At 61.0% G+C, this 21,348-nt stretch carries 15 protein-coding genes and 1 other RNA gene; 13 read left to right on the plus strand and 3 right to left on the minus strand.

From position 1 onward, the window contains the following. Positions 1–35: 35 nt before the first annotated feature. Positions 36–1,709: a DNA repair protein RecN gene (gene recN, locus ACF8Q6_RS23245; RefSeq protein ID WP_003249924.1), complete on the plus strand. Its 1,674-nt coding sequence runs from the start codon at positions 36–38 to the stop codon at positions 1,707–1,709. Positions 1,710–2,073: 364 nt separating this feature from the next. Here recN and fur read toward each other — a convergent pair whose 3' ends face one another. Further along, positions 2,074–2,478: a ferric iron uptake transcriptional regulator gene (gene fur, locus ACF8Q6_RS23250; protein WP_003249922.1), complete on the minus strand. Its 405-nt coding sequence runs from the start codon at positions 2,476–2,478 to the stop codon at positions 2,074–2,076. A 97-nt stretch (positions 2,479–2,575) separates the two neighbouring features. On the opposite strand from fur, the gene ACF8Q6_RS23255 reads away from it, so the two are divergent. Next, on the plus strand, positions 2,576–3,112 hold the full coding sequence (locus ACF8Q6_RS23255) for an outer membrane protein assembly factor BamE (RefSeq protein WP_023390041.1): 537 nt from the start codon (positions 2,576–2,578) through the stop codon (positions 3,110–3,112). 63 nt (positions 3,113–3,175) lie between these two features. Here the strand turns inward: ACF8Q6_RS23255 and ACF8Q6_RS23260 are convergent, their stop codons facing one another. Then, positions 3,176–3,610 (minus strand): type II toxin-antitoxin system RatA family toxin, encoded by a 435-nt coding sequence (locus tag ACF8Q6_RS23260; RefSeq protein ID WP_003249916.1) that lies wholly within the window; start codon positions 3,608–3,610, stop codon positions 3,176–3,178. Positions 3,611–3,773: 163 nt separating this feature from the next. On the opposite strand from ACF8Q6_RS23260, the gene smpB reads away from it, so the two are divergent. Continuing rightward, positions 3,774–4,256, plus strand: coding sequence for an SsrA-binding protein SmpB (smpB, locus tag ACF8Q6_RS23265; protein ID WP_014592415.1), 483 nt, complete (start codon positions 3,774–3,776; stop codon positions 4,254–4,256). A 163-nt stretch (positions 4,257–4,419) separates the two neighbouring features. Here smpB and ACF8Q6_RS23270 read toward each other — a convergent pair whose 3' ends face one another. Further along, the gene (locus ACF8Q6_RS23270) at positions 4,420–5,187 is read right to left on the minus strand and encodes an FCD domain-containing protein (protein WP_003249911.1); all 768 of its coding nucleotides are present in this window, start codon (positions 5,185–5,187) and stop codon (positions 4,420–4,422) included. Positions 5,188–5,444: 257 nt separating this feature from the next. Between ACF8Q6_RS23270 and ACF8Q6_RS23275 the strand changes: the two genes are divergently transcribed. The 10 genes from ACF8Q6_RS23275 to ACF8Q6_RS23320 all read left to right on the plus strand — a co-directional run bounded on the left by ACF8Q6_RS23275 (position 5,445) and on the right by ACF8Q6_RS23320 (position 21,343). After that, entirely contained in the window at positions 5,445–7,115 is a 1,671-nt protein-coding gene (locus tag ACF8Q6_RS23275) for a lactate permease LctP family transporter (protein ID WP_010955372.1), read from the plus strand. A gap of 62 nt (positions 7,116–7,177) precedes the next feature. Beyond that, positions 7,178–8,323, plus strand: coding sequence for an FMN-dependent L-lactate dehydrogenase LldD (gene lldD, locus ACF8Q6_RS23280; protein WP_003249907.1), 1,146 nt, complete (start codon positions 7,178–7,180; stop codon positions 8,321–8,323). Positions 8,324–8,398: 75 nt separating this feature from the next. Then, positions 8,399–11,209, plus strand: a complete 2,811-nt coding sequence (locus ACF8Q6_RS23285) for an FAD-binding and (Fe-S)-binding domain-containing protein (protein WP_392489609.1) — start codon at positions 8,399–8,401, stop codon at positions 11,207–11,209. A 322-nt stretch (positions 11,210–11,531) separates the two neighbouring features. Next, positions 11,532–11,822, plus strand: a complete 291-nt coding sequence (locus ACF8Q6_RS23290; RefSeq protein ID WP_004576166.1) for a hypothetical protein — start codon at positions 11,532–11,534, stop codon at positions 11,820–11,822. Between the two features lie 99 nt (positions 11,823–11,921). Next, positions 11,922–12,320: a transfer-messenger RNA gene (ssrA, locus tag ACF8Q6_RS23295) on the plus strand. Between the two features lie 187 nt (positions 12,321–12,507). Continuing rightward, the gene (locus ACF8Q6_RS23300; protein ID WP_392493026.1) at positions 12,508–13,764 is read left to right on the plus strand and encodes an integrase domain-containing protein; all 1,257 of its coding nucleotides are present in this window, start codon (positions 12,508–12,510) and stop codon (positions 13,762–13,764) included. Positions 13,765–14,710: 946 nt separating this feature from the next. Continuing rightward, complete coding sequence (locus ACF8Q6_RS23305) at positions 14,711–15,691, plus strand: integrase domain-containing protein (protein WP_392493027.1); 981 nt, start codon at positions 14,711–14,713, stop codon at positions 15,689–15,691. Next, entirely contained in the window at positions 15,688–15,963 is a 276-nt protein-coding gene (locus ACF8Q6_RS23310) for a hypothetical protein (protein WP_392493025.1), read from the plus strand. The genes ACF8Q6_RS23305 and ACF8Q6_RS23310 overlap by 4 nt, the downstream gene beginning before the upstream one ends. A 306-nt stretch (positions 15,964–16,269) precedes the next feature. Next, complete coding sequence (gene hsdR, locus ACF8Q6_RS23315; protein ID WP_392493024.1) at positions 16,270–19,734, plus strand: type I restriction-modification system endonuclease; 3,465 nt, start codon at positions 16,270–16,272, stop codon at positions 19,732–19,734. A gap of 97 nt (positions 19,735–19,831) precedes the next feature. After that, positions 19,832–21,343 (plus strand): RNA-binding domain-containing protein, encoded by a 1,512-nt coding sequence (locus ACF8Q6_RS23320; protein ID WP_392493023.1) that lies wholly within the window; start codon positions 19,832–19,834, stop codon positions 21,341–21,343. Positions 21,344–21,348: the final 5 nt, after the last annotated feature.

A 21,348-nucleotide genomic window follows, 5' to 3' on the forward strand; every position in this document is an offset into this window, starting at 1 on the left:
TAAATAACCAGACCTGATTTCCGGGAGCCGCCCCCATGCTGGTGCACCTGTCCATTCACAACTACGCCATCGTCGAGCACCTCGACCTCGAAATCGCCCGTGGCATGTCCGTCATCACCGGCGAGACCGGTGCCGGCAAATCGATCATGCTCGACGCCCTCGGCCTTGCCCTGGGCGACCGTGCCGACAGCGGCGTGGTGCGCCCCGGCACCGACAAGGCAGACATCCTCGCCACGTTCGACCTGGTGGACATTCCCGAAGCCCACACCTGGCTGGCCGAGCGCGACCTGGACAACGAAGGCCTGTGCATCCTGCGCCGGGTGATTACCGCCGAAGGCCGCAGCCGCGGCTACATCAACGGCACGCCCTGCCCGCTCGGCGACCTCAAGGCGCTGGGCGAACTGCTGATCGATATCCACAGCCAGCACGAGCACCAGTCCCTGCTCAAGACCGACACCCACCGCCGCCTGCTTGACGAGTATGCCGGCGCCGTCGACCTGGCCCGCCAGGTACAGCTTGCAGCCAAGCGCTGGAACCAGACCCGCCTGGAGCTGGAGCGCCTGTCCAACTCGGGCGACGAGCAGCGCGCCCGCCACCAGTTGCTCAGTTACCAGCTGGAAGAACTGGACAACCTCGGCCTGGGCGAGCACGAACTGGAGCAGCTGGAGCAGGAACACAAGAACCTGACCAGCGCCGAAGCCCTGTTCGGCATCTGCCGCCAGGTCATCGACCAGTGCAGCGAGAGTGATTCGGGCAATGTGCTGAGCGCCCTCACCTCCAGCCTTAACCGCCTGGGCGCCGCCACCAACTCGCCCAAGGCACTGAACGAAGCGGCCAACCTGATCGCCAGCGCGCAGATTCAGGTCGAGGAAGCCGTGGGCGAACTCAACCGCTTCCTCGACAACTTCGACGCCGACCCGATGCGCCTGCAAGCCCTGGAAGAGCGCCTGGACACCATCTACACCCTGGCGCGCAAACACCGGGTGCACCCCACCGAGCTGCCCCACCTGCAACAGCAACTGATGGAGGAGCTGGAAGGCCTTAACGCCAGTGACGAGTCGATCGAGCGGCTGGGCGAAGAGCTTGCCGCCTACGCCCAGCACTATAAAGAGAAGGCGCGCGAACTCAGCGGCCTGCGCCAGCAAGCGGCGCAGCAGCTGGCAGGCGCAGTGGAGCAGGAAATCCAGCGCCTGGGCATGCCTGGCGGGCGCTTCTGCATCGAACTGACAGCGAACGAAGGCGCCGAACTGTCACCCCATGGCCTGGAGCAGATCGAACTGCTGGTCAGTGCCAACCCTGGCCAGCCGCTCAAGGCCCTGGCGAAGGTGGCGTCGGGTGGCGAACTGTCACGTATCAGCCTGGCGATCCAGGTCATTACCGCACAGACCTCGCGCATTCCTACCCTGGTGTTCGACGAAGTCGACGTGGGTATTGGCGGGCCAACGGCAGAAATCGTCGGCCAACTGCTGCGGCGCCTGGGCGAGCGCGGCCAGGTACTGACCGTGACCCACCTGCCGCAGGTGGCGGCGCAGGGGCATCACCATTTGTTCGTGCACAAGGTGCGCAACAGCGACACCACCCACACCGCCGTGGCTAGCCTTGGCAAGCGCGAGCGCGTGGAAGAAGTGGCGCGGATGCTCGGCGGTATCGACCTGACCAAGGAATCCCTGGCCCATGCACGCAAGATGGTGGTGAGCGGCAAGGCCTGAGCCCCTGCCCGGCAGACGCAGTCATTGTGGGAGCAACTGTCTTGCTCAATTTTCTAAAAGCTGGCGCGATCCGTGTGGGAGCAGCTGTCTTGCTCAATTTCTAAAAGCTGGCTCAATCCTGTGGGAGCAGCTGTCTTGCTCAATTTCTAAAAGCTGGCGCGATCCCTGTGGGAGCGGCCTTGCGTCGCGAAAGGGTCGCAAAGCGGCCCCAGGATTTCAGCTTCAACCCACCTATCGCTGGGGCTGCCCCGCAGCCCTTTCGCGACACAAGGCCGCTCCCACAGGAATCTCACACTCTTTCAGCCCGGCTATAAAGCACAAAGGCGACCCGAAGGTCGCCTTTGCTATCCATAACGAAAAATCGTTACTTCTTCTTACGCACGTACAGGACCAGATTGTGGTCCACCAGCTCGAAGCCATGCTCGGCTACGATCTCGCGCTGGCGCTTCTCGATTTCGGCGTCCATGAATTCGATGACTTCACTGGTATCCACGTTCACCATGTGGTCGTGGTGACCGCCATCGGCCAGCTCGAACACTGCATGACCGCCGTCGAAGTTGTGGCGAACCACCAGACCCGCCGCCTCGAACTGGGTCAGCACGCGATAGACGGTGGCCAGGCCTACATCCTCGCCAGCCTCCATCAGCGCCTTGTAGACATCCTCTGCACTCATGTGACGCTGCTCGGTAGAGTCGAGCATCTGAAGGATCTTGACTCGAGGCAGGGTCACCTTGAGACCGGCTTTGCGCAATTCGCTATTTTCAACCATGGTCAGCTTTCTCGCCGATGCTGCTTCGCAGCTTCTCTTAATACGGGTATGATCGGGGTTTACGTTGTCCAGCCAAGATAGTGGAAGTCGCCCACCGATGCAAAACACCAAGCTCTTGCTAACCAGCCTCACCCTAGTGGGACTGCTCGCACTCGCCGGTTGCTCGTTTCCCGGGGTTTACAAAATCGACATCCAGCAGGGCAATGTCGTCACGCAAGACATGATAGACCAATTACGCCCGGGAATGACCCGCCGGCAAGTAAGGTTTATCATGGGCAACCCGCTGATTCAGGACACCTTCAACACCAATCGCTGGGATTACCTGTACAGCCTGCAGCCTGGTGGCGGTAAGCGTCAGCAAGAACGCATGAGTGTATTTTTCAACGAAAGCGATCAACTGGTCAGCCTGTCTGGCGACTTCATGCCAGGCGTCAGCCGCGATCAGGAAATCCTCGGCGGCAGCAGCGACACCACCGTCAGCCCAGCCACCGAGCCAGGCCAGGCCGAACAGCCAGCAGCGCAACCTGAAGAAAAACCGGCCAAGCCTGGTTCGACCGAAGAGTCCATCCAGCGCGAGATCGACACCATCGAGACCACCCCGGTCCCGACCCCCGCACCGCTGGAAACTCGCTAACCGCGAGCAGCAGATGCAAAAAAGCCCGGACCTGGTCCGGGCTTTTTGTTTGCGCCTTATACGTCAGGCATTCAATTGCTTGGCACGCTGGCAGAACGCATCGACCAGCGTATTCGCCGCCTGATTGAATAGCGGGCCCAACGTGGCGCGCACAATCGGCCCGGCGTAATCGAAGGACAGGTCCAGGCTGATCTTGCAGGCTTTTTCACCCAGTGGCTTGAACACCCAAACACCATGCAGCTGGGTGAACGGCCCTTCTTCGAGGTTCATCTCGATGGACTGCCCCGGCACCAGCACGTTACGCGTCACGAAGTGCTGGCTCATACCCCCCTTGGCCACTTCGAGCTTGGCACGCATGTGTGTATCGCTGGTTTCGATCACCGTCGAGGCCGAGCACCACGGCAAAAACTCAGGGTAGCTGGCCACATCGTTGACCAGATCGTAAAGCGCCTGGGCGGGGTATGGCAGCAGGGCGGAGCGTTGAATATGGGTAGTCATCCAGGCGTCACTTCCAAGGCTGGGTGGCGGCGCTTCGCAGCGTGCCGAAAACAGGTTCTGTGCGTATGACAGGGTTTGTATTGTCCGGTATTCATTCCAGTGGCTCAAGCACACCGAAATCCCATAGCGGACGACGCGCGGACTTGCCTATAATGCCGCCCCTATGGCTAAGCAAAAAAAACATCCGACCGGGACCATCGCGCAAAACAAGAAAGCGCGACACGATTACTTCATCGAACACAAGTTCGAGGCCGGGCTGGTCCTGTCCGGCTGGGAAGTAAAAAGCCTGCGAGCCGGCAAGGCGCACCTGACTGACAGCTACGTGCTGCTCAAGGACGGTGAGGCCTGGCTGTTCGGCAGCCACATCACCCCGCTGACCACGGCCAGCACCCACGTCATCGCCGACCCTACACGCACCCGCAAGCTGCTGCTGAACAAGCGCGAGCTCGAGCGCGTGGAAGCGGCTGTGGCGCAAAAAGGCTACACCTGTGTGGCTTTGGCGCTGTACTGGAGCAAGCACCTGATCAAGTGCGAAATCGCACTGGGCAAGGGCAAGAAGGAATTCGACAAGCGCGACACCATGCGCGAACGCGATTCCAACCGCGAGCTGCAGCGGGCTGTGCGGAACAAGGGCAAGGAAGACTAACCAGCCTGCCTGGCCGCTGTGGGAGCGGCCTTGTGTCGCGAAAGGGCTGCGAAGCAGCCCCAGCAATCTGCGCATCGACGCCGATCCTGGGGCCGCTCTGCGACCCTTTCGCGACGCAAGGCCGCTCCCACAGGCCCCGCGTTACAGCACAAAGAACGTGCTCTCAGCGCCCGCTGCGCCGCTCTGCCCGCGCCACCCGCTGGGCTTCTTCGTGCGCCTCATGCAGCACCTCCTGCACATACAAAATGTGCCGGCTGGACACCTCTCGCGCATCCTCCGCCCTGCCCTCGACAATCGCGAGGTACAGTTCCCGGTGCTGGCTGATCAGCATGTCCCGGGTTTCGGTGCGCTGCTGGTACATGCCGCCGATGTTGGTCACCACGTTACGCTTGAGCAGGTCGAACAGCCCCCGGATGGTGTGTAGCAACACCGCGTTATGGCTGGCCTCGGCGATCGCCAGGTGGAAGCGCGCATCAGCCGCGCCCTCTTCCGCACGGGTCACCTCATCGACCCTGGCATAGCAGTCCTGCAGCGTATCGAAGGCCGCCTTCAACCGCGCCCGGTCCGGCTCGGTGGCACGCTGGGCAGCGTAATAGGCGCAGGACGCCTCCAGGGTATGGCGGAACTCGAGCAGGTCACGCTGCGCTTCGGCACTGTGTTCGAGCAACTGCAGCAACGGGTCGCTGAAGGTGGACCCCAACGACTCCGCCACAAAATTGCCCCCGCCCTGACGGCTGACCAGCAGCCCCTTGGCCACCAGCTTCTGGATCGCCTCACGCAGTGACGGGCGGGACACACCAAACTGCTCGGCCAGGACGCGCTCGGCCGGCAGCCGCTGCCCCGAGGTCAGCGTGCCTTCCAGAATCATCCCTTCCAGCCGATCGACAATGTCGTCGGACAGGCGCCGTTGGCGTACCTGATCAAAAACCATCACATGCTCTCCACAAACCCCCCGGCAAATTTCAGGGGGTGCCTATTCTCGCCGATCCAGGCCACGCAAACACCCATCAAGCCGCGATTTTCCCAGCACATCAGATGCCCGCTCATCGGTACGCGACCAAAGTTTTGCACAGGACAAATTGACACACCTACGGCAGCGCTTTTAACCTAGCGCCCAGCCATTGTAAATTGGTCTTACCAATTATCCAATGCCAGTGCCTGACCAACAACAATTAGGGGCCACCCCATATGCAAACCTGGCAACAACTCTATAGCCCGCTTGGTAGTCTTGGCCTGTCCGCACTGGCGGCGGTCATCCCTATCGTGTTCTTCTTCCTGGCCCTCGCCGTGTTCCGCCTCAAGGGCCACGTAGCGGGCAGCATCACCCTCGCGCTGTCGATCCTGGTGGCGATCTTCGCCTTCCAGATGCCTGTCGACATGGCCCTCGCCGCCGCAGGTTACGGCTTCCTCTATGGCCTCTGGCCAATTGCCTGGATCATCGTTGCCGCGGTGTTCCTGTACAAACTCACGGTCAAGAGCGGCCAGTTCGAAGTGATCCGCAGCTCGGTGCTGTCGATTACCGACGACCAGCGCCTGCAAGTGCTGCTGATCGGCTTCTGCTTCGGCGCCTTCCTCGAAGGTGCGGCAGGCTTTGGCGCACCGGTGGCCATCACTGCCGCCCTGCTGGTGGGCCTGGGCTTCAACCCGCTGTACGCTGCCGGCCTGTGCCTGATCGCCAACACCGCGCCAGTGGCCTTCGGCGCCCTGGGCATCCCGATCATCGTGGCCGGCCAGGTTACCGGTATCGACGCCTTCCACATCGGCGCCATGACCGGCCGCCAGCTGCCGCTGCTGTCGCTGTTCGTGCCGTTCTGGCTGGTGTTCATGATGGACGGCCTGCGTGGCGTGAAGGAAACCTGGCCTGCCGCCCTGGTTGCCGGCCTGAGCTTTGCCGTCACCCAGTACTTCACCTCGAACTTCATCGGCCCGGAACTGCCAGACATCACCTCGGCACTGGCCAGCCTGATCTGCCTTACCCTGTTCCTGAAAGTCTGGCAGCCCAAGCGTGCGTTCAGCGAGGCCAAAGGCAGTGTCGGCGCAGCCGTTGTGCAGCCAAGCGGCAGCCAGCCTAGCCCGTACAGCTTTGGCGAGATCTTCAAGGCCTGGTCGCCGTTCCTGATCCTCACCGTGCTGGTCACCATCTGGACCCTGAAGCCCTTCAAGGCGGCTTTCGCTCCGGGCGGCGCGATGTACAACTTCGTGTTCAACTTCGCCATCCCGCACCTCGACCAGCTGGTGATCAAGACCGCACCGATCGTTGCCGCGCCAACCGCCATGCCAGCGGTGTTCAAGCTCGACCCGATCTCGGCCACCGGCACCGCGATCTTCCTTTCGGCGCTGATCTCGATGGCGGTGCTGAAGATCAACTTCAAAACTGGTCTTACCACTTTCAAAGAAACCTTCTGGGAACTGCGCTGGCCGATTCTGTCGATCGGCATGGTGTTGGCTTTTGCCTTCGTCACCAACTACTCGGGCATGTCCTCGACCATGGCCCTGGTGCTGGCCGGTACCGGCGCCGCGTTCCCGTTCTTCTCGCCGTTCCTCGGCTGGCTGGGCGTGTTCCTGACCGGCTCGGACACCTCGTCCAACGCCCTGTTCAGCTCGCTGCAGGCCACCACCGCGCACCAGATCGGGGTCAACGACACCCTGCTGGTGGCGGCCAACACCAGCGGCGGCGTAACCGGCAAGATGATCTCGCCGCAATCGATCGCCGTGGCCTGCGCCGCTACCGGCCTGGTCGGCAAGGAATCCGACCTGTTCCGCTTCACCGTCAAGCACAGCCTGTTCTTCGCCACCATCGTCGGCCTGATCACCTTGGTCCAGGCTTACTGGCTGACCGGCATGCTGGTTCATCACTAAAGTGAAAGGGGCCGGGCGCCGTCGCGCGCCCGGCACTCCCACAAGCAACGCTGCGAGAATCCATGATCATTTCTGCCTCTACCGACTATCGCGCCGCGGCCCAACGCAAGCTGCCCCCCTTCCTGTTCCACTACGCTGACGGCGGCGCCTACGCCGAACACACCCTGCGCCACAACGTCTCGGACCTGGCCGGCATCGCCCTGCGCCAGCGCGTGCTGAACAACATGTCCGAGCTCAGCCTGGAAACCAAGCTGTTCGACGAAACCCTGAGCATGCCGGTGGCCCTGGCCCCGGTCGGCCTCACCGGCATGTACGCCCGCCGTGGCGAGGTGCAGGCCGCACGCGCGGCGGCCGCCCATGGCATCCCGTTCACCATGTCGACCGTGTCGGTGTGCCCGATCGAAGAAGTGGCGCCCGCCATCAACCGGCCGATGTGGTTCCAGCTGTATGTGCTCAAGGACCGCGGCTTCATGCGCAATGCGCTGGAGCGCGCCAAGGCCGCCGGCGTGAAGACCCTGGTGTTCACCGTGGACATGCCCGTACCCGGTGCCCGCTACCGCGACGCCCACTCTGGCATGAGCGGCAAGAACGGCCCGCTGCGCCGCGTGCTGCAAGCCATGACCCACCCCGAGTGGGCATGGGATGTGGGCGTGATGGGCCGCCCGCATGACCTGGGCAACATCTCCAAATACCGTGGCAACCCCACCGGCCTTGCCGACTACATCGGCTGGCTGGGCAACAACTTCGACCCGTCCATTTCCTGGAAGGACCTGGAGTGGATCCGCGAGTTCTGGGACGGCCCGATGATCATCAAGGGCATTCTCGATGCCGATGACGCCCGCGATGCGGTCAAGTTCGGTGCCGACGGTATCGTGGTGTCCAACCACGGCGGCCGCCAGCTCGACGGCGTGCTGTCCAGCGCCCGTGCCCTGCCGGCCATTGCCGACGCGGTCAAAGGTGACCTGAAGATTCTGGCCGACTCGGGCATTCGCAGTGGCCTGGACGTGGTGCGCATGATCGCCCTAGGTGCCGACACCGTCCTGATCGGCCGCGCCTTCCTCTATGCCCTTGCCGTGCATGGCCAGGCCGGCGTGAAAAACCTGCTTGAGCTGTTCGAAAAGGAAATGCGCGTGGCCATGGTGCTGACCGGTGCCAAGTCGATCAGCGAGATCACCCGCGACTCGCTGGTACGCGAACTGGGCGCCTGAACGCCTGCAAGAACCACCGCCTGAATGACCCGGGGCATGTAGCGCACAGACGCCACAGCCCCGCGAGGAGACTGCATGAGCCTGCCCGCCGCGTTCCTGCGTGATGCCGAGCGCCTGATCCCCGCCGAACGCCGCTTCGACGACCCCACCTCCACCCTGGCCTTCGGCACCGACGCCAGCTTCTACCGCTTGATCCCCAAGCTGGTGGTGCGCGTCGAGTCCGAGGACGAAGTGGTCGGCCTGATCAAACTGGCCCAGCGCGAGCGGGTGCCGGTCACCTTCCGCGCTGCCGGCACCAGCCTGTCTGGCCAGGCCATCAGCGACTCGGTGCTGATCGTGCTCGGCGATAACTGGAACGGCCGCGAAATCCGTCGCCAGGGTGAGCAGATTCGCCTGCAACCCGGCGTGATCGGCGCCCAGGCCAACGCCTGGCTGGCCCCCTTCGGGCGCAAGATCGGCCCCGACCCGGCCTCGATCAACGCCTGCAAGATCGGCGGCATCGTCGCCAACAACGCCAGTGGCATGTGCTGCGGCACCGCGCAGAACACCTACCACACCCTGGCGGGCCTGCGCCTGGTGCTGGCCGACGGCACCCGCCTGGACAGCGAAGACCCGGCCAGCGTCGCCGCCTTCGAAAGCAGCCACGCCGAGCTGCTGGAAGCACTGGCCCGCCTGGGCCGCGAAACCCGCGCCAACACCGCGCTAGCCGAACGCATCCGGCACAAATACCGGCTGAAGAACACCACCGGCCTGTCACTGAACGCACTGGTGGACTACGACCAGCCGCTGGACATTCTGCAGCACCTGCTGGTCGGCTCGGAAGGCACCCTGGGCTTCATCAGCGCCGTCACGTACGACACCGTGCCCGACCACCCGCACAAGGCCAGCGCCCTGCTGGTGTTCCCCAGCGTCGAAAGCTGCTGCCGCGCGGTACCCGTGCTCAAGCAGCAGCCGGTCTCGGCTGTGGAACTGCTCGACCGCCGCAGCCTGCGCTCGGTGCAGAACATGCCCGGCATGCCGCTGTGGGTAAAAGGCCTGTCGGACAATGCCTGCGCCCTGCTGATCGAATCCCGCGCCGCCAGCCAGAGCCTGCTGCACGAGCAACTGCAGCAGATCATGGCCTCGATCGCCGACTTCCCGCTGGAACAGCAGGTGGACTTCAGCGAAGACCCGGCCGTGTACAACCAGCTGTGGAAAATCCGCAAGGACACCTTCCCCGCCGTCGGTGCCGTGCGCCAGACCGGCACCACGGTCATCATCGAAGACGTGACCTTCCCCGTCGAGCAACTGGCCGAAGGCGTCAACCGCCTGATCCAGCTGTTCGACAAGCATCACTATGACGAAGCGATCATTTTCGGCCACGCGCTGGAAGGCAACCTGCACTTCGTCTTTACCCAGGGGTTCAACAGCGCCGAAGAAGTCGCCCGTTACCAGGCGTTCATGGACGACGTGGCGCAGCTGGTGGCGGTGGAGTTTGGCGGCTCGCTCAAGGCCGAGCACGGAACCGGGCGCAACATGGCGCCCTTCGTGGAGCTGGAGTGGGGCCACGATGCCTACCAGCTGATGTGGAAGCTCAAGCGCCTGCTCGACCCCAACGGCATCCTCAACCCCGACGTGGTATTGAGCGACGACCCGGATATCCACCTGAAAAACCTCAAGCCGCTGCCTGCCGCCGACGAAATCGTCGACAAGTGCATCGAGTGCGGCTTCTGCGAACCGGTGTGCCCGTCGAAGGGACTGACCCTCAGCCCACGCCAACGCATCGTCATGTGGCGTGACATCCAGGCCAAGCAGCGCGCCGGCATCGATACCCGTGAACTGATGCAAAGCTACCAGTACCAGGGCATCGACACCTGCGCCGCTACCGGCCTGTGCGCCCAGCGCTGCCCGGTCGGCATCAACACTGGCGAGCTGGTGAAGAAACTGCGCAGCCAGGCCGCCGACCACGCTAAAACCGCCGACTGGCTGGCCGAGCATTTCCACACTGCCCTAAGCGGTGCGCGCCTGACCCTGACCGCCGCCAACACCGCACGCAAGCTGCTAGGCGCCCCGCGCCTGGGCCGCCTAAGCGCTTCGCTGAGCAAAGCCAGCAAAGGCCGCCTGCCCCAATGGACCCCGGCCATGCCGCAACCGCTGCGCCCGCTGGCCTTCGGCGCCACCAGCAACGACGCCCGCCCCCGCGTGGTGTACCTGGCCGCCTGCGTCTCCCGGGTAATGGGCCCGGCCTATGCCGACCGCGAGCAAAGCTCGCTGCTGGACAAAACCCGCGCCCTGCTGGAAAAGGCCGGTTACCAGGTGGTGTTCCCCGACAACGCCGACAGCCTGTGCTGCGGCCAGCCGTTCGCCTCCAAGGGCTACCCCGAGCAGGCCGAACACAAACGCCAGGAGCTGATCACCGCCCTGCTGCACGCCAGCCGCGGCGGCCTCGACCCGATCTATTGCGACACAAGCCCCTGCACCCTGCGCCTGGTGCAGGACCTGGGCGACACCCGGCTGGACCTGTACGACCCCGTGCGCTTCATCCGCACTCACTTGCTCGAACGACTGGAGTTCACCCCCCAGGACGAACCGGTAGCCGTGCACGTGACCTGCAGCACCCAGCACCTGGGCGAAAGCCAGGCCTTGATCGACCTGGCGCGGCGCTGCAGTAAACAGGTGGTGATCCCGGAAGGCATTCATTGCTGCGGGTTTGCCGGTGACAAAGGCTTTACCACCCCCGAGCTGAACGCCCACTCGCTGCGCAGCCTGAAGGACGCCGTGCAGTATTGCAGCGAAGGTATTTCCACCAGCCGCACCTGCGAGATAGGCCTGTCGAGCCACAGCGGCATCGACTACCACGGCCTGGTCTACCTGGTAGACCGCGTCACCCGGCCCCGCAGCCTCTAACGCGTTGATATAGGTGGGGAGCGTTGTGTAGGAGCGGGTTTACCCGCGAAGAGGCCGGCCCTGCTGGCCAATCCCCACCCGCCGTCCACCGTCGCAGCCACCACCGCATTCGCGGGTAAACCCGCTCCTACACCGATTGATGGTGCCCACACATCGGTGGTTGTACACAGCCCGCCGTATCCGCGGTAAACCCGCGAACACCGGCAACGCCGGTGCCATTCCCACCTCAATATCGCCCCGCCACCATCCCGATTGAACCCCCGCCAATCCCCCGCAGTCCACCTTACAGGCCCACCTTCCAGAGGCCCCAGAGGAGACACCCATGAAAGGTACCGCACTTTCGGCCCTGTTCGCGGCCGCCACCCTGCTGGCTTCGCCGGTGTTCGCCGCCGATGACCTCTGCGCCGCCAACCTGCAAAAGATCGACGACAGCATGGCCACCGCCGGCGCCACTTCCGAAGGCCTGGACAAAGCCATCACCGAGCACGTCGACAAAGCCAAGGCCGCCCAGGCCTCGGGCGACACCAAGGAATGCATTGCCATCACCAGCAAAGTGCTGGAGCGCCTGGAAAAAACCGAGAAAGGCAGCGGCAGCAGCAGCGGCGGCGCGTGAGCCCAAAAGCGGGCGACTGGACCGGCTGTCGACGTCGCCCGCGCAATGGCGTATACTCCGTCTCACGTACCGTAAGGTGCGGTAGCGTAACGCTAGCGTGGGGCCGATTAGGATTCGACGCCGGTAGCGAAACTCTAGGTGCATGCCGAGTTGGTAACAGAACTCGTAAATCCACTGTTGCAACTTTTATAGTTGCCAATGACGAAAACTACGGCGCGGAGTACAAGCTGGCTGCGTAAGCAGTCCTCTTGACCCGTTGCTTCTGGTAGCTTCGGCTCCAGCAATCACTAGGGGATGCCTGTAAACCCGAACTGATTGTCATACAGAACAGGATCGTCGCGTAGCACGTTGTGGGCGAAGTGACTAAAACTTACACAACTCATCCAAAGCACCCTGCCCGTCGGGCGGCTGCGGATTAAATCAGTAGACACGGCTAAGCATGTAGTACCGACAGCGGAGTACTGGCGGACGGGGGTTCAAATCCCCCCGGCTCCACCAAATGATCAAAAAAAGACGTCCACGGACGTCTTTTTTTGTGCCTGCGATCCAGCAAATACGCGGCTTCCAGCGCTTTTGCGATCTTTTGAGAGTTTTTGAGTTCCAGCCGTTCGGGTATTCCAGGCGGTATTCCACCTCACCCGGTGCTAATCTTTGGAATACCGAATCAGTGCCTGAGGAGAATCTCATGCCTGCTCAAAACCTCCGCCTCTCCGATCGACAGCTCAAGGGAGTCAAACCCGCGTCCAAGGATTACGTCCTTACTGACGGTGACGGTTTGCAGCTCCGGGTACGCAGCAACGGCTCGTTGCTGTGGAATTTTAACTACCGCGAACCGGTGACCAAAAAGCGCATCAACATCGGCTTCGGGACCTATCCCGAACTGTCACTGGCGAACGCACGAAAGAAGGCAGTCGAAGCGCGCGAGCTGCTCGCCCAAGGCATCGATCCGAAGGTGCAGCGCAATACGTTGAATGAAGCCAAGCGCGCAGAAACGGAACACACCTTCGAGAACGTGGCTACCGCCTGGTTCGAGCTCAAAAAAGACTCGGTTACCCCAGCCTACGCCGAGGACATTTGGCGGTCGCTCACGCTGCACGTGTTCCCCGATTTGAAGACGACCCCACTCGCGAAAATCACTGCGCCGATGGTGATCGGACTGCTTCGCCCAATCGAAGCCAAAGGCAGCCTGGAAACGGTCAAGCGTCTCAGCCAGCGGCTAAACGAGATCATGACCTACGGCGTCAACTCCGGCCTGATCTTCGCCAACCCGCTCACCGGCATCAGGGCAGTATTCAAGAAGCCCAAGAAAGAGAACATGGCTGCGCTTCCGCCAGAAGAGCTCCCCGAGCTCATGCTGGAGATCGCGAACGCCAGCATCAAACGCACCACCCGCTGCCTGATCGAATGGCAGTTGCACACGATGACTCGCCCCGCCGAGGCGGCGACTACTCGCTGGGCAGACATCGACTTCGAAAGGCGTGTCTGGACTATCCCACCGGAGCGTATGAAGAAGCGCCGTCCACACAGCATCCCGTTGAGTGATCATGCTGTCGCACTATTGGAGTCACTGAAGACTCACAGCGGCCATCGCGAATACGTCTTCCCGGCCGATAGAAATCCACGCACCCACGCCAATAGCCAGACCGCCAACATGGCATTGAAACGCATGGGCTTTCAGGATCGCTTGGTCAGCCACGGTATGCGCTCGATGGCCAGCACCATCTTGAATGAACATGGGTGGGAGCCCGAACTCATTGAGGTCGCACTGGCGCATGTCGACAAGGATGAGGTGCGCAGCGCCTACAACCGAGCCGACTACATTGAGCGCCGTCGCCCGATGATGGCTTGGTGGAGTGAGTACATCCAGAAAGCCGCGACCGGCAGCCTGCTCGCCTCAGCATACGGACAAATCAGAGACAAGAACGTGGTGCCGATACGCTAGCGCTATGCAGGCGCAAGAACGGCAGCAACAACAACTGAGCGCTCAAGACTCAGGGCAAGCAGTCTCGTTTATCCGCTTCTAAGCGCGGGTCCTTCCAAACAGGACTGCAAAGCCGCCCTGTTTGGAAGGACCTCACTTTGAAAAGCTAAAAGCCACGACGTTGTCCAGGATGTACCACGGAATTCCACCGATGGATAACCGCTTTTCACGTCCCCAAGAGCACTGAGTTTCGGCCCTTGACCGGGTTTATCCACAGGCGTAGAACTGGCCGTGCAAGCGCTGTCGATGACAGCACCCCAGGTGACCCGAACCTTCAAGGTCACGCCGCTCCCGCAGTGGTTCAGCCCAAGTACGATTCGCATCCGGCAGCTCGTACGGTCACTACCCATGTGATGGATGCTCTTACACATATAGCGCTCGTGCGCCAGATACACCGTACCTCGCTGCCCTGCAGCAACCTATCCGCTTGGCCGAATATTGCGCCAACCTGCGCCCGTCTCTTTCTTCTGGAAAGAGACGGGCACTTCTACCACTGCTGCAGCCCCGATCGCACCTGGCTTTGCGGCATTCCCCCTCGTGACAATCGGCGTGACAAATGCAGATGTCACCAGCAACAGCCTTGTAGATGATGGTGCCGCAGACCACGGAATGGACTGCACCTGACTGACAGTCAGGCATGCCCCGGTCATCGCATTACTGCTTGCACCTGGTTCAGGATCTTCAGGCGCTGGTCTCGTCAGCCAGTGCTGCCTCCACCCGCCCACCGGTAACGGTGCTCAGGAGGCCAGATCATGAGATGCCCTTGCTCCCGGTTGTAAGGAGCCGCCAGTCCCGCGTAGAGGACATTCCCCACAGGTCGCAGGGGCCTTGATCCCTGATAACACTCAGCATTCTTGGCGGGATGACGTGGGGCGAGGACTGGAGAGAAGAAGATGAGGTGACCAATATGGCATTGGTGGGTAGGCGCGACGGCCGCAATTTCGGCTACGGCAGGCAATTGAGCTACGCAGGACCGCAGGCACTGAAAGATATGTTCGGCGGCGGTCATTACGGCACGGTCAAGGCGCACTGTGATCGGTGGCAGGCATTCGTGAAATGGTGCCGCTCCGAACAGGGGCCGGGCATCAATGATGCGCGGCAGATTGATCGAAAGGTACTGGCCGACTATGCGGCGTATTTGCGCGACGTGGTTGGGCGGGGTGATCTCGCCGTCAGCACCGCGCAAAACCGCCTATCCAGCGTTAACAGGACCATGGCGGCGCTTCGCGGTGATCAGTGCGTGAAATTGCCAAGTCCGAACAAGGCGTTAAGTATGCAGCGAACTGGGATTCGCCGCTCAGTGCCGCAGGGGCAAAACCGCGAACAGGTTAAGCAGATCGTCGATGCGCTTTTTAGCAAACATCAGCTACGAGCCGCCGCGATCGTTCTGTTGGCGCGAGCCACCGGCATGCGCTTGCGTGAGGCCATCTTGGCTGACCTGCCACGGCTAAGCCGTGAGGCTAACGACCTAGGCAGGATTAACATTCAGGATGGCACCAAAGGTGGCCGCGCCGGCGCCTCAGCGCCACGTTGGATTGCGGTGGACGACCATGTTCGAGGTGCCCTTGGGTTTGCACGGCAGGTGTCGCCTGCAGGTAGCCGCAACCTAATTTCGCCAGACGAAAGCTATCTGAATGTTCTGCAGGAAATCATCCGCCCAGCGCGGGACGTGCTGCATGCACACAAGCTCAAAGGCTTCCATGAGCTACGAGCGGCGTATGCATGTGAACGCTATGAGCAAATCACCCAACACCCCGCGCCTATCAACGGCGGCCAATGTTGCCAGGCAGATAGGAACCTAGATCGTGAGGCCCGAAGGCAAATCAGCTATGAGTTGGGGCATGGTCGGATCGATGTGGTTGCGGCCTACATTGGAGGACGGTCATGAGCAAGCGATTCGATATGGAGTTGTTCTTGGCTGGCGTGCTGACCGGGTCGCACGCCACGCGGCAACGCCATTTGCGGCAGGCGGCGTTTATCCAATCTGAAATCGCAAAGCGCTGGCAGCGAGCAAATCCTTGGGCCTGGCAGCGGAAGCATTTGGTATGGTTTCTCGAACACTTCCTCACCGGGCGCAGTGAAGCAACCCGATATTACTATTTGCTCACTATCCGACTGCTCGCACGACGCCTGGAAAGGTCATGGGTTTTTAAACGTTGAGCCGAACTTCCGTTCCTAATTATCGCTAATCGCCACCTCCACCTCCGCCTCGGACAACCACCGCCTCGACGCAGCTACAAGCAATTTCCTCAGTGCTGATAAAATCATGACTTTTCAGGGCCGCCCCGGCCTTGCGTAAGTAGCAATGTAGCGCCGGATCCTAGAGTGAGACCTCAATCTCGGCCGGTAACTGATCACGCCGGATCGGGGGCTTACGGTTATACACGCACCACGTTTCGTCTGGCATTATGCCTTTATAGCGCCACCACTCTCGGGATGGCTGGTGACGAACTCAAGGGATGGAACATGGCAGAGAACAGCAACTTCGCCTTTTTCAAAGAACACGATCCGGTTTTTTTCCAGCTTGCCAATGCGGCCGAGCGAGTATTTTCCAGCGACCCCAACACGACGCTGATCAAACTGCGCCAGTTGGGCGAAGCGCTCGCCCAGGATCTGGCGGTAAGAGCGGGCGTTGAGTTCGACGCCACCACGTCCCAAGCTGATCTTCTGTTCCGCCTGAGCCGTGAAATCCAGCTCGACGGCAACATCCGTAACCTACTCCATACGCTGCGCATCGAAGGCAATAAGGCTACCCACGAATTCCGCACCCAGCATCGTGAGGCACTGGACGGGCTGAGGGTCGCCCGCGCCTTGGCGATCTGGTATCACCAGTCATTTGGCACGGGCGGCAACACCTTCAAGCCTGGGCCTTTCATTGTTCCGGCCGATCCGAGTGAGCCTCTACGTGAGCTGCAGGGGCAGATCGAAAAACTTCGCGCAGAACTCGGCGACAGTCGCCAGCAATTGGAGAACAACCACCAATTAGCCGAGCTATTGGCGCAAGAAAGGCAAGAGCAAGCCAATCTTGTTGGGCAGATGAACGAGGAAGCCCGCGTCTACGAGCAGATTGCCCTTGAACGCGAGGCAGAGCTATCGAAGGCTCGAGTTGATTTCGAGGCGCGGCTGAAAGTGCTGCAACAACAGCTTGAAGATCAGCCGCAAGCTGCCCAGCAGGTCACGCGTAAAACTCAGCAGGCAAGCAGCCAGTTCGACCTCAATGAAGACCTCACCCGTATTCTCATCGATCAACAGTTGAACGATGCCGGCTGGGAGGCCGATTCGCTCGATCTTACCTACAGCAAGGGCGCTCGGCCCGAAAAGGGCAAGAACAAGGCCATCGCCGAATGGCCAACCAGCAAGCCGAAAGAAAATGCTGATTACGTGCTGTTCGCCGGCCTAATCCCAGGCGCCATCGTCGAAGCCAAGCGCAAGCGTGTCAACATAGCGGACCGCATTCCCCAAGCCGAGCGCTATTCACGCCAACTGATCGTTACCGACAATCTGCAACCGGCCGGGCAGAACACGGGCTGGGCGGATGGCCAGGGCGGCCACTTCAAAGTCCCGTTTGCCTTCGCCTGCAATGGCCGGCCCTTCATTAAGCAGCTCGCCGAGCTGTCTGGCATCTGGTTTCGTGACTTGCGCAGCCCGGCCAACCTGCGCCGGCCGCTGCAAGACTTCCACACGCCGAGCGGCCTACTCGACCAGCTCAAACGCAGCCGTGAGGACGCCGAGGTGAAACTACAGCAGGAAGGCTTCGCCTACCTCAAGCTGCGTGACTATCAGGAGAACGCCATCCGCGCCGTCGAACAGGCCCTAGCCGCCAATCGCCGCAACTGTCTGCTGGCCATGGCGACCGGAACCGGCAAAACGCGCACTATCATTGGCTTGATGTACCGCCTTCTGAAGGCCGAGCGCTTTCGCCGTATTCTTTTCCTGGTCGATCGCAGCGCTTTGGGAGAGCAGGCCATCGAAGCCTTCAACGAGGCGACGCTGGAACAGAACCACACGCTGGCGCAGATCTACGACGTCAAAGAACTAGGCGACATGGCTGCTGAAGCTGAAACACGGGTGCAGGTCGCCACTGTACAGGCCATGGTCAAGCGCATCTTCCAGTCGGACACTCCGCCGCCCATCGATGCCTTCGACTGCATCATCGTTGACGAAGCCCACCGCGGTTACACCCTCGACCAGGAAATGACTGAAGGCGAACTGGCGGTGCGCGACTTCAACCAGTACCTGTCGCAGTATCGTCGCGTGCTCGACTACTTCGACGCCTGCCGCATCGGGCTAACCGCCACGCCAGCCAAGCACACCAGCGAAGTCTTCGGTGCTCCGATATTCACTTATAGCTACCGTGAGGCCGTGGCTGACGACTGGCTGATCGATCACGAACCCCCGGTCCGCTACCAGACCCTGCTGAGCCAAAACGGCATCCACTTTGCCAAGGGCGAGAGCGTTAGCGTCATCGATACAAGCACCGGCGAGGTGGATGTCGCCGAGCTCGAGGACGAACTCGACTTCGAAATCGAGTCCTTCAATCGCCGTGTCATTACACCCGGCTTCGACAAGGTCATCTGCGAGCAATTGGCACAAGAACTCGACCCGTCGGGCGACGAAAAAACGATGATCTTCTGCGTTAACCAGGCCCATGCCGAGCGGGTCAAAAACCTCCTCGACGAAGCCTTCAAGGACGTTCACGGCGAGGATTACAATCAGGCGGCTGTACAGATCATTACCGGGCAGAGTGACAAGGTCAAACAACTGATCCGCCAGTACAAGAACGAGCGCTACCCGAGCATTGCCATCACGGTCGACCTGTTGACCACTGGTATCGACGTGCCGCGCATTTGCCACTTGGTGTTCATGCGCAGGGTGCGTTCGCGCATCCTCTACGAACAGATGAAAGGCCGCGCGACTCGCCGCTGCGATGAAATCGGCAAGACGGTATTCAAGATCTACGATCCGGTAGACCTTTACGCCGCCCTCGAGCCAGTAGATACGATGAAGCCGCTGGTGAAAGACCCGAGCATCAGCCTCGAACAACTGGTCAGCGAACTGACCAATCCCGCTAGCCTCGATGCCCCAGGTAACCAGCCAGACACCAGCCATGCCCATGACGTTCTGGACCAGCTTAGCCAGCGGGTTATGCGCATCCTGCGCAAGGCCACCCATAAGGCCGAGCAAAAGCCAACCCTAAAGGATAAGCTTGCCGAACTAGAGAACACCTGGGGCGTAGCCCCGGACAAACTGCATCAGCACCTGCACCAGCTCGGCCCACAGCAAGCTGCCCAGTTCATCCAGCAGCATGCCCAGCTACTCGATCAGCTCGCAACGGTTAATGCCCTGCAGGGATCGCTGAACTACCCGGTGATCTCCACCCATGCGGACGAACTGATGGTCCGTGAACAAAGCTACGGCGATTACCAAAAGCCCGCCGACTACCTAGAAAGCTTCAACGACTTCATTAAGAACCAGTTGAACCAGTCAGTGGCCCTCGGCGTAGTGGTCAACCGCCCGCAAGACCTGACCCGTGAACAATTGCGCGAAGTGCGATTGCTGCTCGACGGGCATGGCTACAGTGAGGTGAACCTGCAAAGCGCCTGGCGCAACCAAACCAACCAGGAAATCGCTGCCAGTATCGTCGGCTTCATCCGCCGCGCCGCCCTCGGAGAGGCTTTGCTACCATTCGAGCAGCGCGTAACCAAGGCGATGGAGACGATTTATACCCTGCAGCCTTGGACTCAAATTCAGCGTAAGTGGCTTGACCGCCTGGCCAAGCAGCTGGTGCACGAGGTCGTTATTGACAAGAAGCAGATTGGTGAGGCGTTTAAGAGCGATGGCGGCAGCACGCGGCTGGACAAGATGCTCGGCGGCAACCTGGGCGTGGTACTGGACGCCCTGAATGACAACCTGTGGGCACAGACGGGATGAGGCCGATCCTGAACGCTGGGTTGGCCACCGTACTCGTTCATGAGGGATAATGCCCTCCTATTCACGAGTTATCGACTGCAACACCTAGAGACGCTTAATGACCCCTGCCGAGCTTCATCAGATCCTTGACCGTGGTGAGGACAGCCGCCATCAGTTCAAGCGCGATTTCAGCAATATTGATGCCTTGGCAGCCGAGTTGGTGGCGTTCGCCAATACGTCCGGTGGCTACTTGCTGATTGGCGTAGACGACTCCGGCACGGTGAGCGGGTTGAGTAGCGCCGACATTTCGCGACTCAATCAACTGCTCTCCAACGCGGCATCACAGAATGTCCGTCCGGCGATCAATCCATTGTCCAGCAACCTTCAGACCGAGCATGGGCTGGTCATGGTGGTGACAGTCGAACAAGGGCTGAATAAACCCTATGTCGACAACCAGGGTCGCATCTGGGTAAAGAACGGCGCCGACAAGCGTCGGGTCACGGCCCGTGAAGAACTGCAGCGTTTGTTCCAGCGGGCCGGGCTGGTGTGCGCCGATGCGGTACCGGTCGCGGGTAGCAGCGTGGCGGATATCGACGCCAAAGCGCTTGGCGAGTACTTCCAAAGACGCTTTCGGCAGAGCCCCGAACAGACAGGTTTGGAAACCATCCGCATCCTGGAAAATCTTGGCCTCGCCAGTGGAGACATACCCAATTTGGCCGGATTGCTGCTCTTCGGCCAAGCGCCTCAACGGCTGTGCCCGGCGTTCGATATCAAGGCCGTGGCGTTTCCGGGCACGGTTCTGCATGACCGCCACTATCTAGACAGCGAAGATATCGACGGCAATCTGCAGGAACAGTATCGACGCAGCCTTGCCTTCATAAAGCGCAACCTACACCATGTGCAGCGCCAGCAGGGCTTCAATACCCTTGGCCAGCTGGAGGTGCCGGAGGAGGTGTTTGAAGAACTGCTGGTCAATGCCCTTATCCACCGCGACTACTTTGTCAGCGCCTCCATCCGGATCATGATCTTCGCCGATCGCATCGAACTGATCAGTCCCGGGCACCTGCCTGACGTGCTCGATACCGAGAAAATTCGATTCGGCCTGTCCAACCGGCGTAACCCGACGCTCACCTCCCATGCTGTGCACATTCTCCCCTATCGCGGCTTGGGCACCGGCATCCCGCGCGCTATCGATGCTTGGCCAATGATACGGCTGGAGGACGACCGGCAGAGTAATCAGTTCAAGGTGGTGATTCAGCGCGCCGTTGAAAAAGGGCCTCTTTCGGGCCCAAGTGGGGACCAAGTAGGGACTAAGTCGGGACCAAGTAGGGCCCAAGTAGGGACTGAGTCCGCTGCCGAAGGAGAACAAGCCGAAACTCGTCTGTCTTTGCAGCAAGAGCAGGTAACGCTGCTGTCCAAAATGACAGGTGATCACACTGCGCCAGAGCTAATGACTTTCGTCGGGCGCAGCAACCGCAGCAAGTTCCGCGAGCAGGTTTTGGCCCCACTACTGGCGCTTGGCGTGGTCGAGATGACCATTCCAGACAAGCCCAATAGCAGCAAGCAACGCTATCGCCTGACTGCAGCCGGCCGAGCGCTAAAAGCCGAACAACGCTTCTCAGACGACTGAGCCCA

The organism is Pseudomonas sp. GLN_2 (genome assembly GCF_043106005.1).
Taxonomy (GTDB): Bacteria; Pseudomonadota; Gammaproteobacteria; order Pseudomonadales; family Pseudomonadaceae; genus Aquipseudomonas; species Aquipseudomonas alloputida.

Bases quoted from the DNA above. Each gene is read 5' to 3' on its own strand.
- recN (WP_003249924.1), top strand. From the start codon at position 36: ATGCTGGTGCACCTGTCCATTCACAACTACGCCATCGTCGAGCACCTC.
- fur (WP_003249922.1), bottom strand. From the start codon at position 2,478: ATGGTTGAAAATAGCGAATTGCGCAAAGCCGGTCTCAAGGTGACCCTG.
- ACF8Q6_RS23255 (WP_023390041.1), top strand. From the start codon at position 2,576: ATGCAAAACACCAAGCTCTTGCTAACCAGCCTCACCCTAGTGGGACTG.
- ACF8Q6_RS23260 (WP_003249916.1), bottom strand. From the start codon at position 3,610: ATGACTACCCATATTCAACGCTCCGCCCTGCTGCCATACCCCGCCCAG.
- smpB (WP_014592415.1), top strand. From the start codon at position 3,774: ATGGCTAAGCAAAAAAAACATCCGACCGGGACCATCGCGCAAAACAAG.
- ACF8Q6_RS23270 (WP_003249911.1), bottom strand. From the start codon at position 5,187: ATGGTTTTTGATCAGGTACGCCAACGGCGCCTGTCCGACGACATTGTC.
- ACF8Q6_RS23275 (WP_010955372.1), top strand. From the start codon at position 5,445: ATGCAAACCTGGCAACAACTCTATAGCCCGCTTGGTAGTCTTGGCCTG.
- lldD (WP_003249907.1), top strand. From the start codon at position 7,178: ATGATCATTTCTGCCTCTACCGACTATCGCGCCGCGGCCCAACGCAAG.
- ACF8Q6_RS23285 (WP_392489609.1), top strand. From the start codon at position 8,399: ATGAGCCTGCCCGCCGCGTTCCTGCGTGATGCCGAGCGCCTGATCCCC.
- ACF8Q6_RS23290 (WP_004576166.1), top strand. From the start codon at position 11,532: ATGAAAGGTACCGCACTTTCGGCCCTGTTCGCGGCCGCCACCCTGCTG.
- ACF8Q6_RS23300 (WP_392493026.1), top strand. From the start codon at position 12,508: ATGCCTGCTCAAAACCTCCGCCTCTCCGATCGACAGCTCAAGGGAGTC.
- ACF8Q6_RS23305 (WP_392493027.1), top strand. From the start codon at position 14,711: ATGGCATTGGTGGGTAGGCGCGACGGCCGCAATTTCGGCTACGGCAGG.
- ACF8Q6_RS23310 (WP_392493025.1), top strand. From the start codon at position 15,688: ATGAGCAAGCGATTCGATATGGAGTTGTTCTTGGCTGGCGTGCTGACC.
- hsdR (WP_392493024.1), top strand. From the start codon at position 16,270: ATGGCAGAGAACAGCAACTTCGCCTTTTTCAAAGAACACGATCCGGTT.
- ACF8Q6_RS23320 (WP_392493023.1), top strand. From the start codon at position 19,832: ATGACCCCTGCCGAGCTTCATCAGATCCTTGACCGTGGTGAGGACAGC.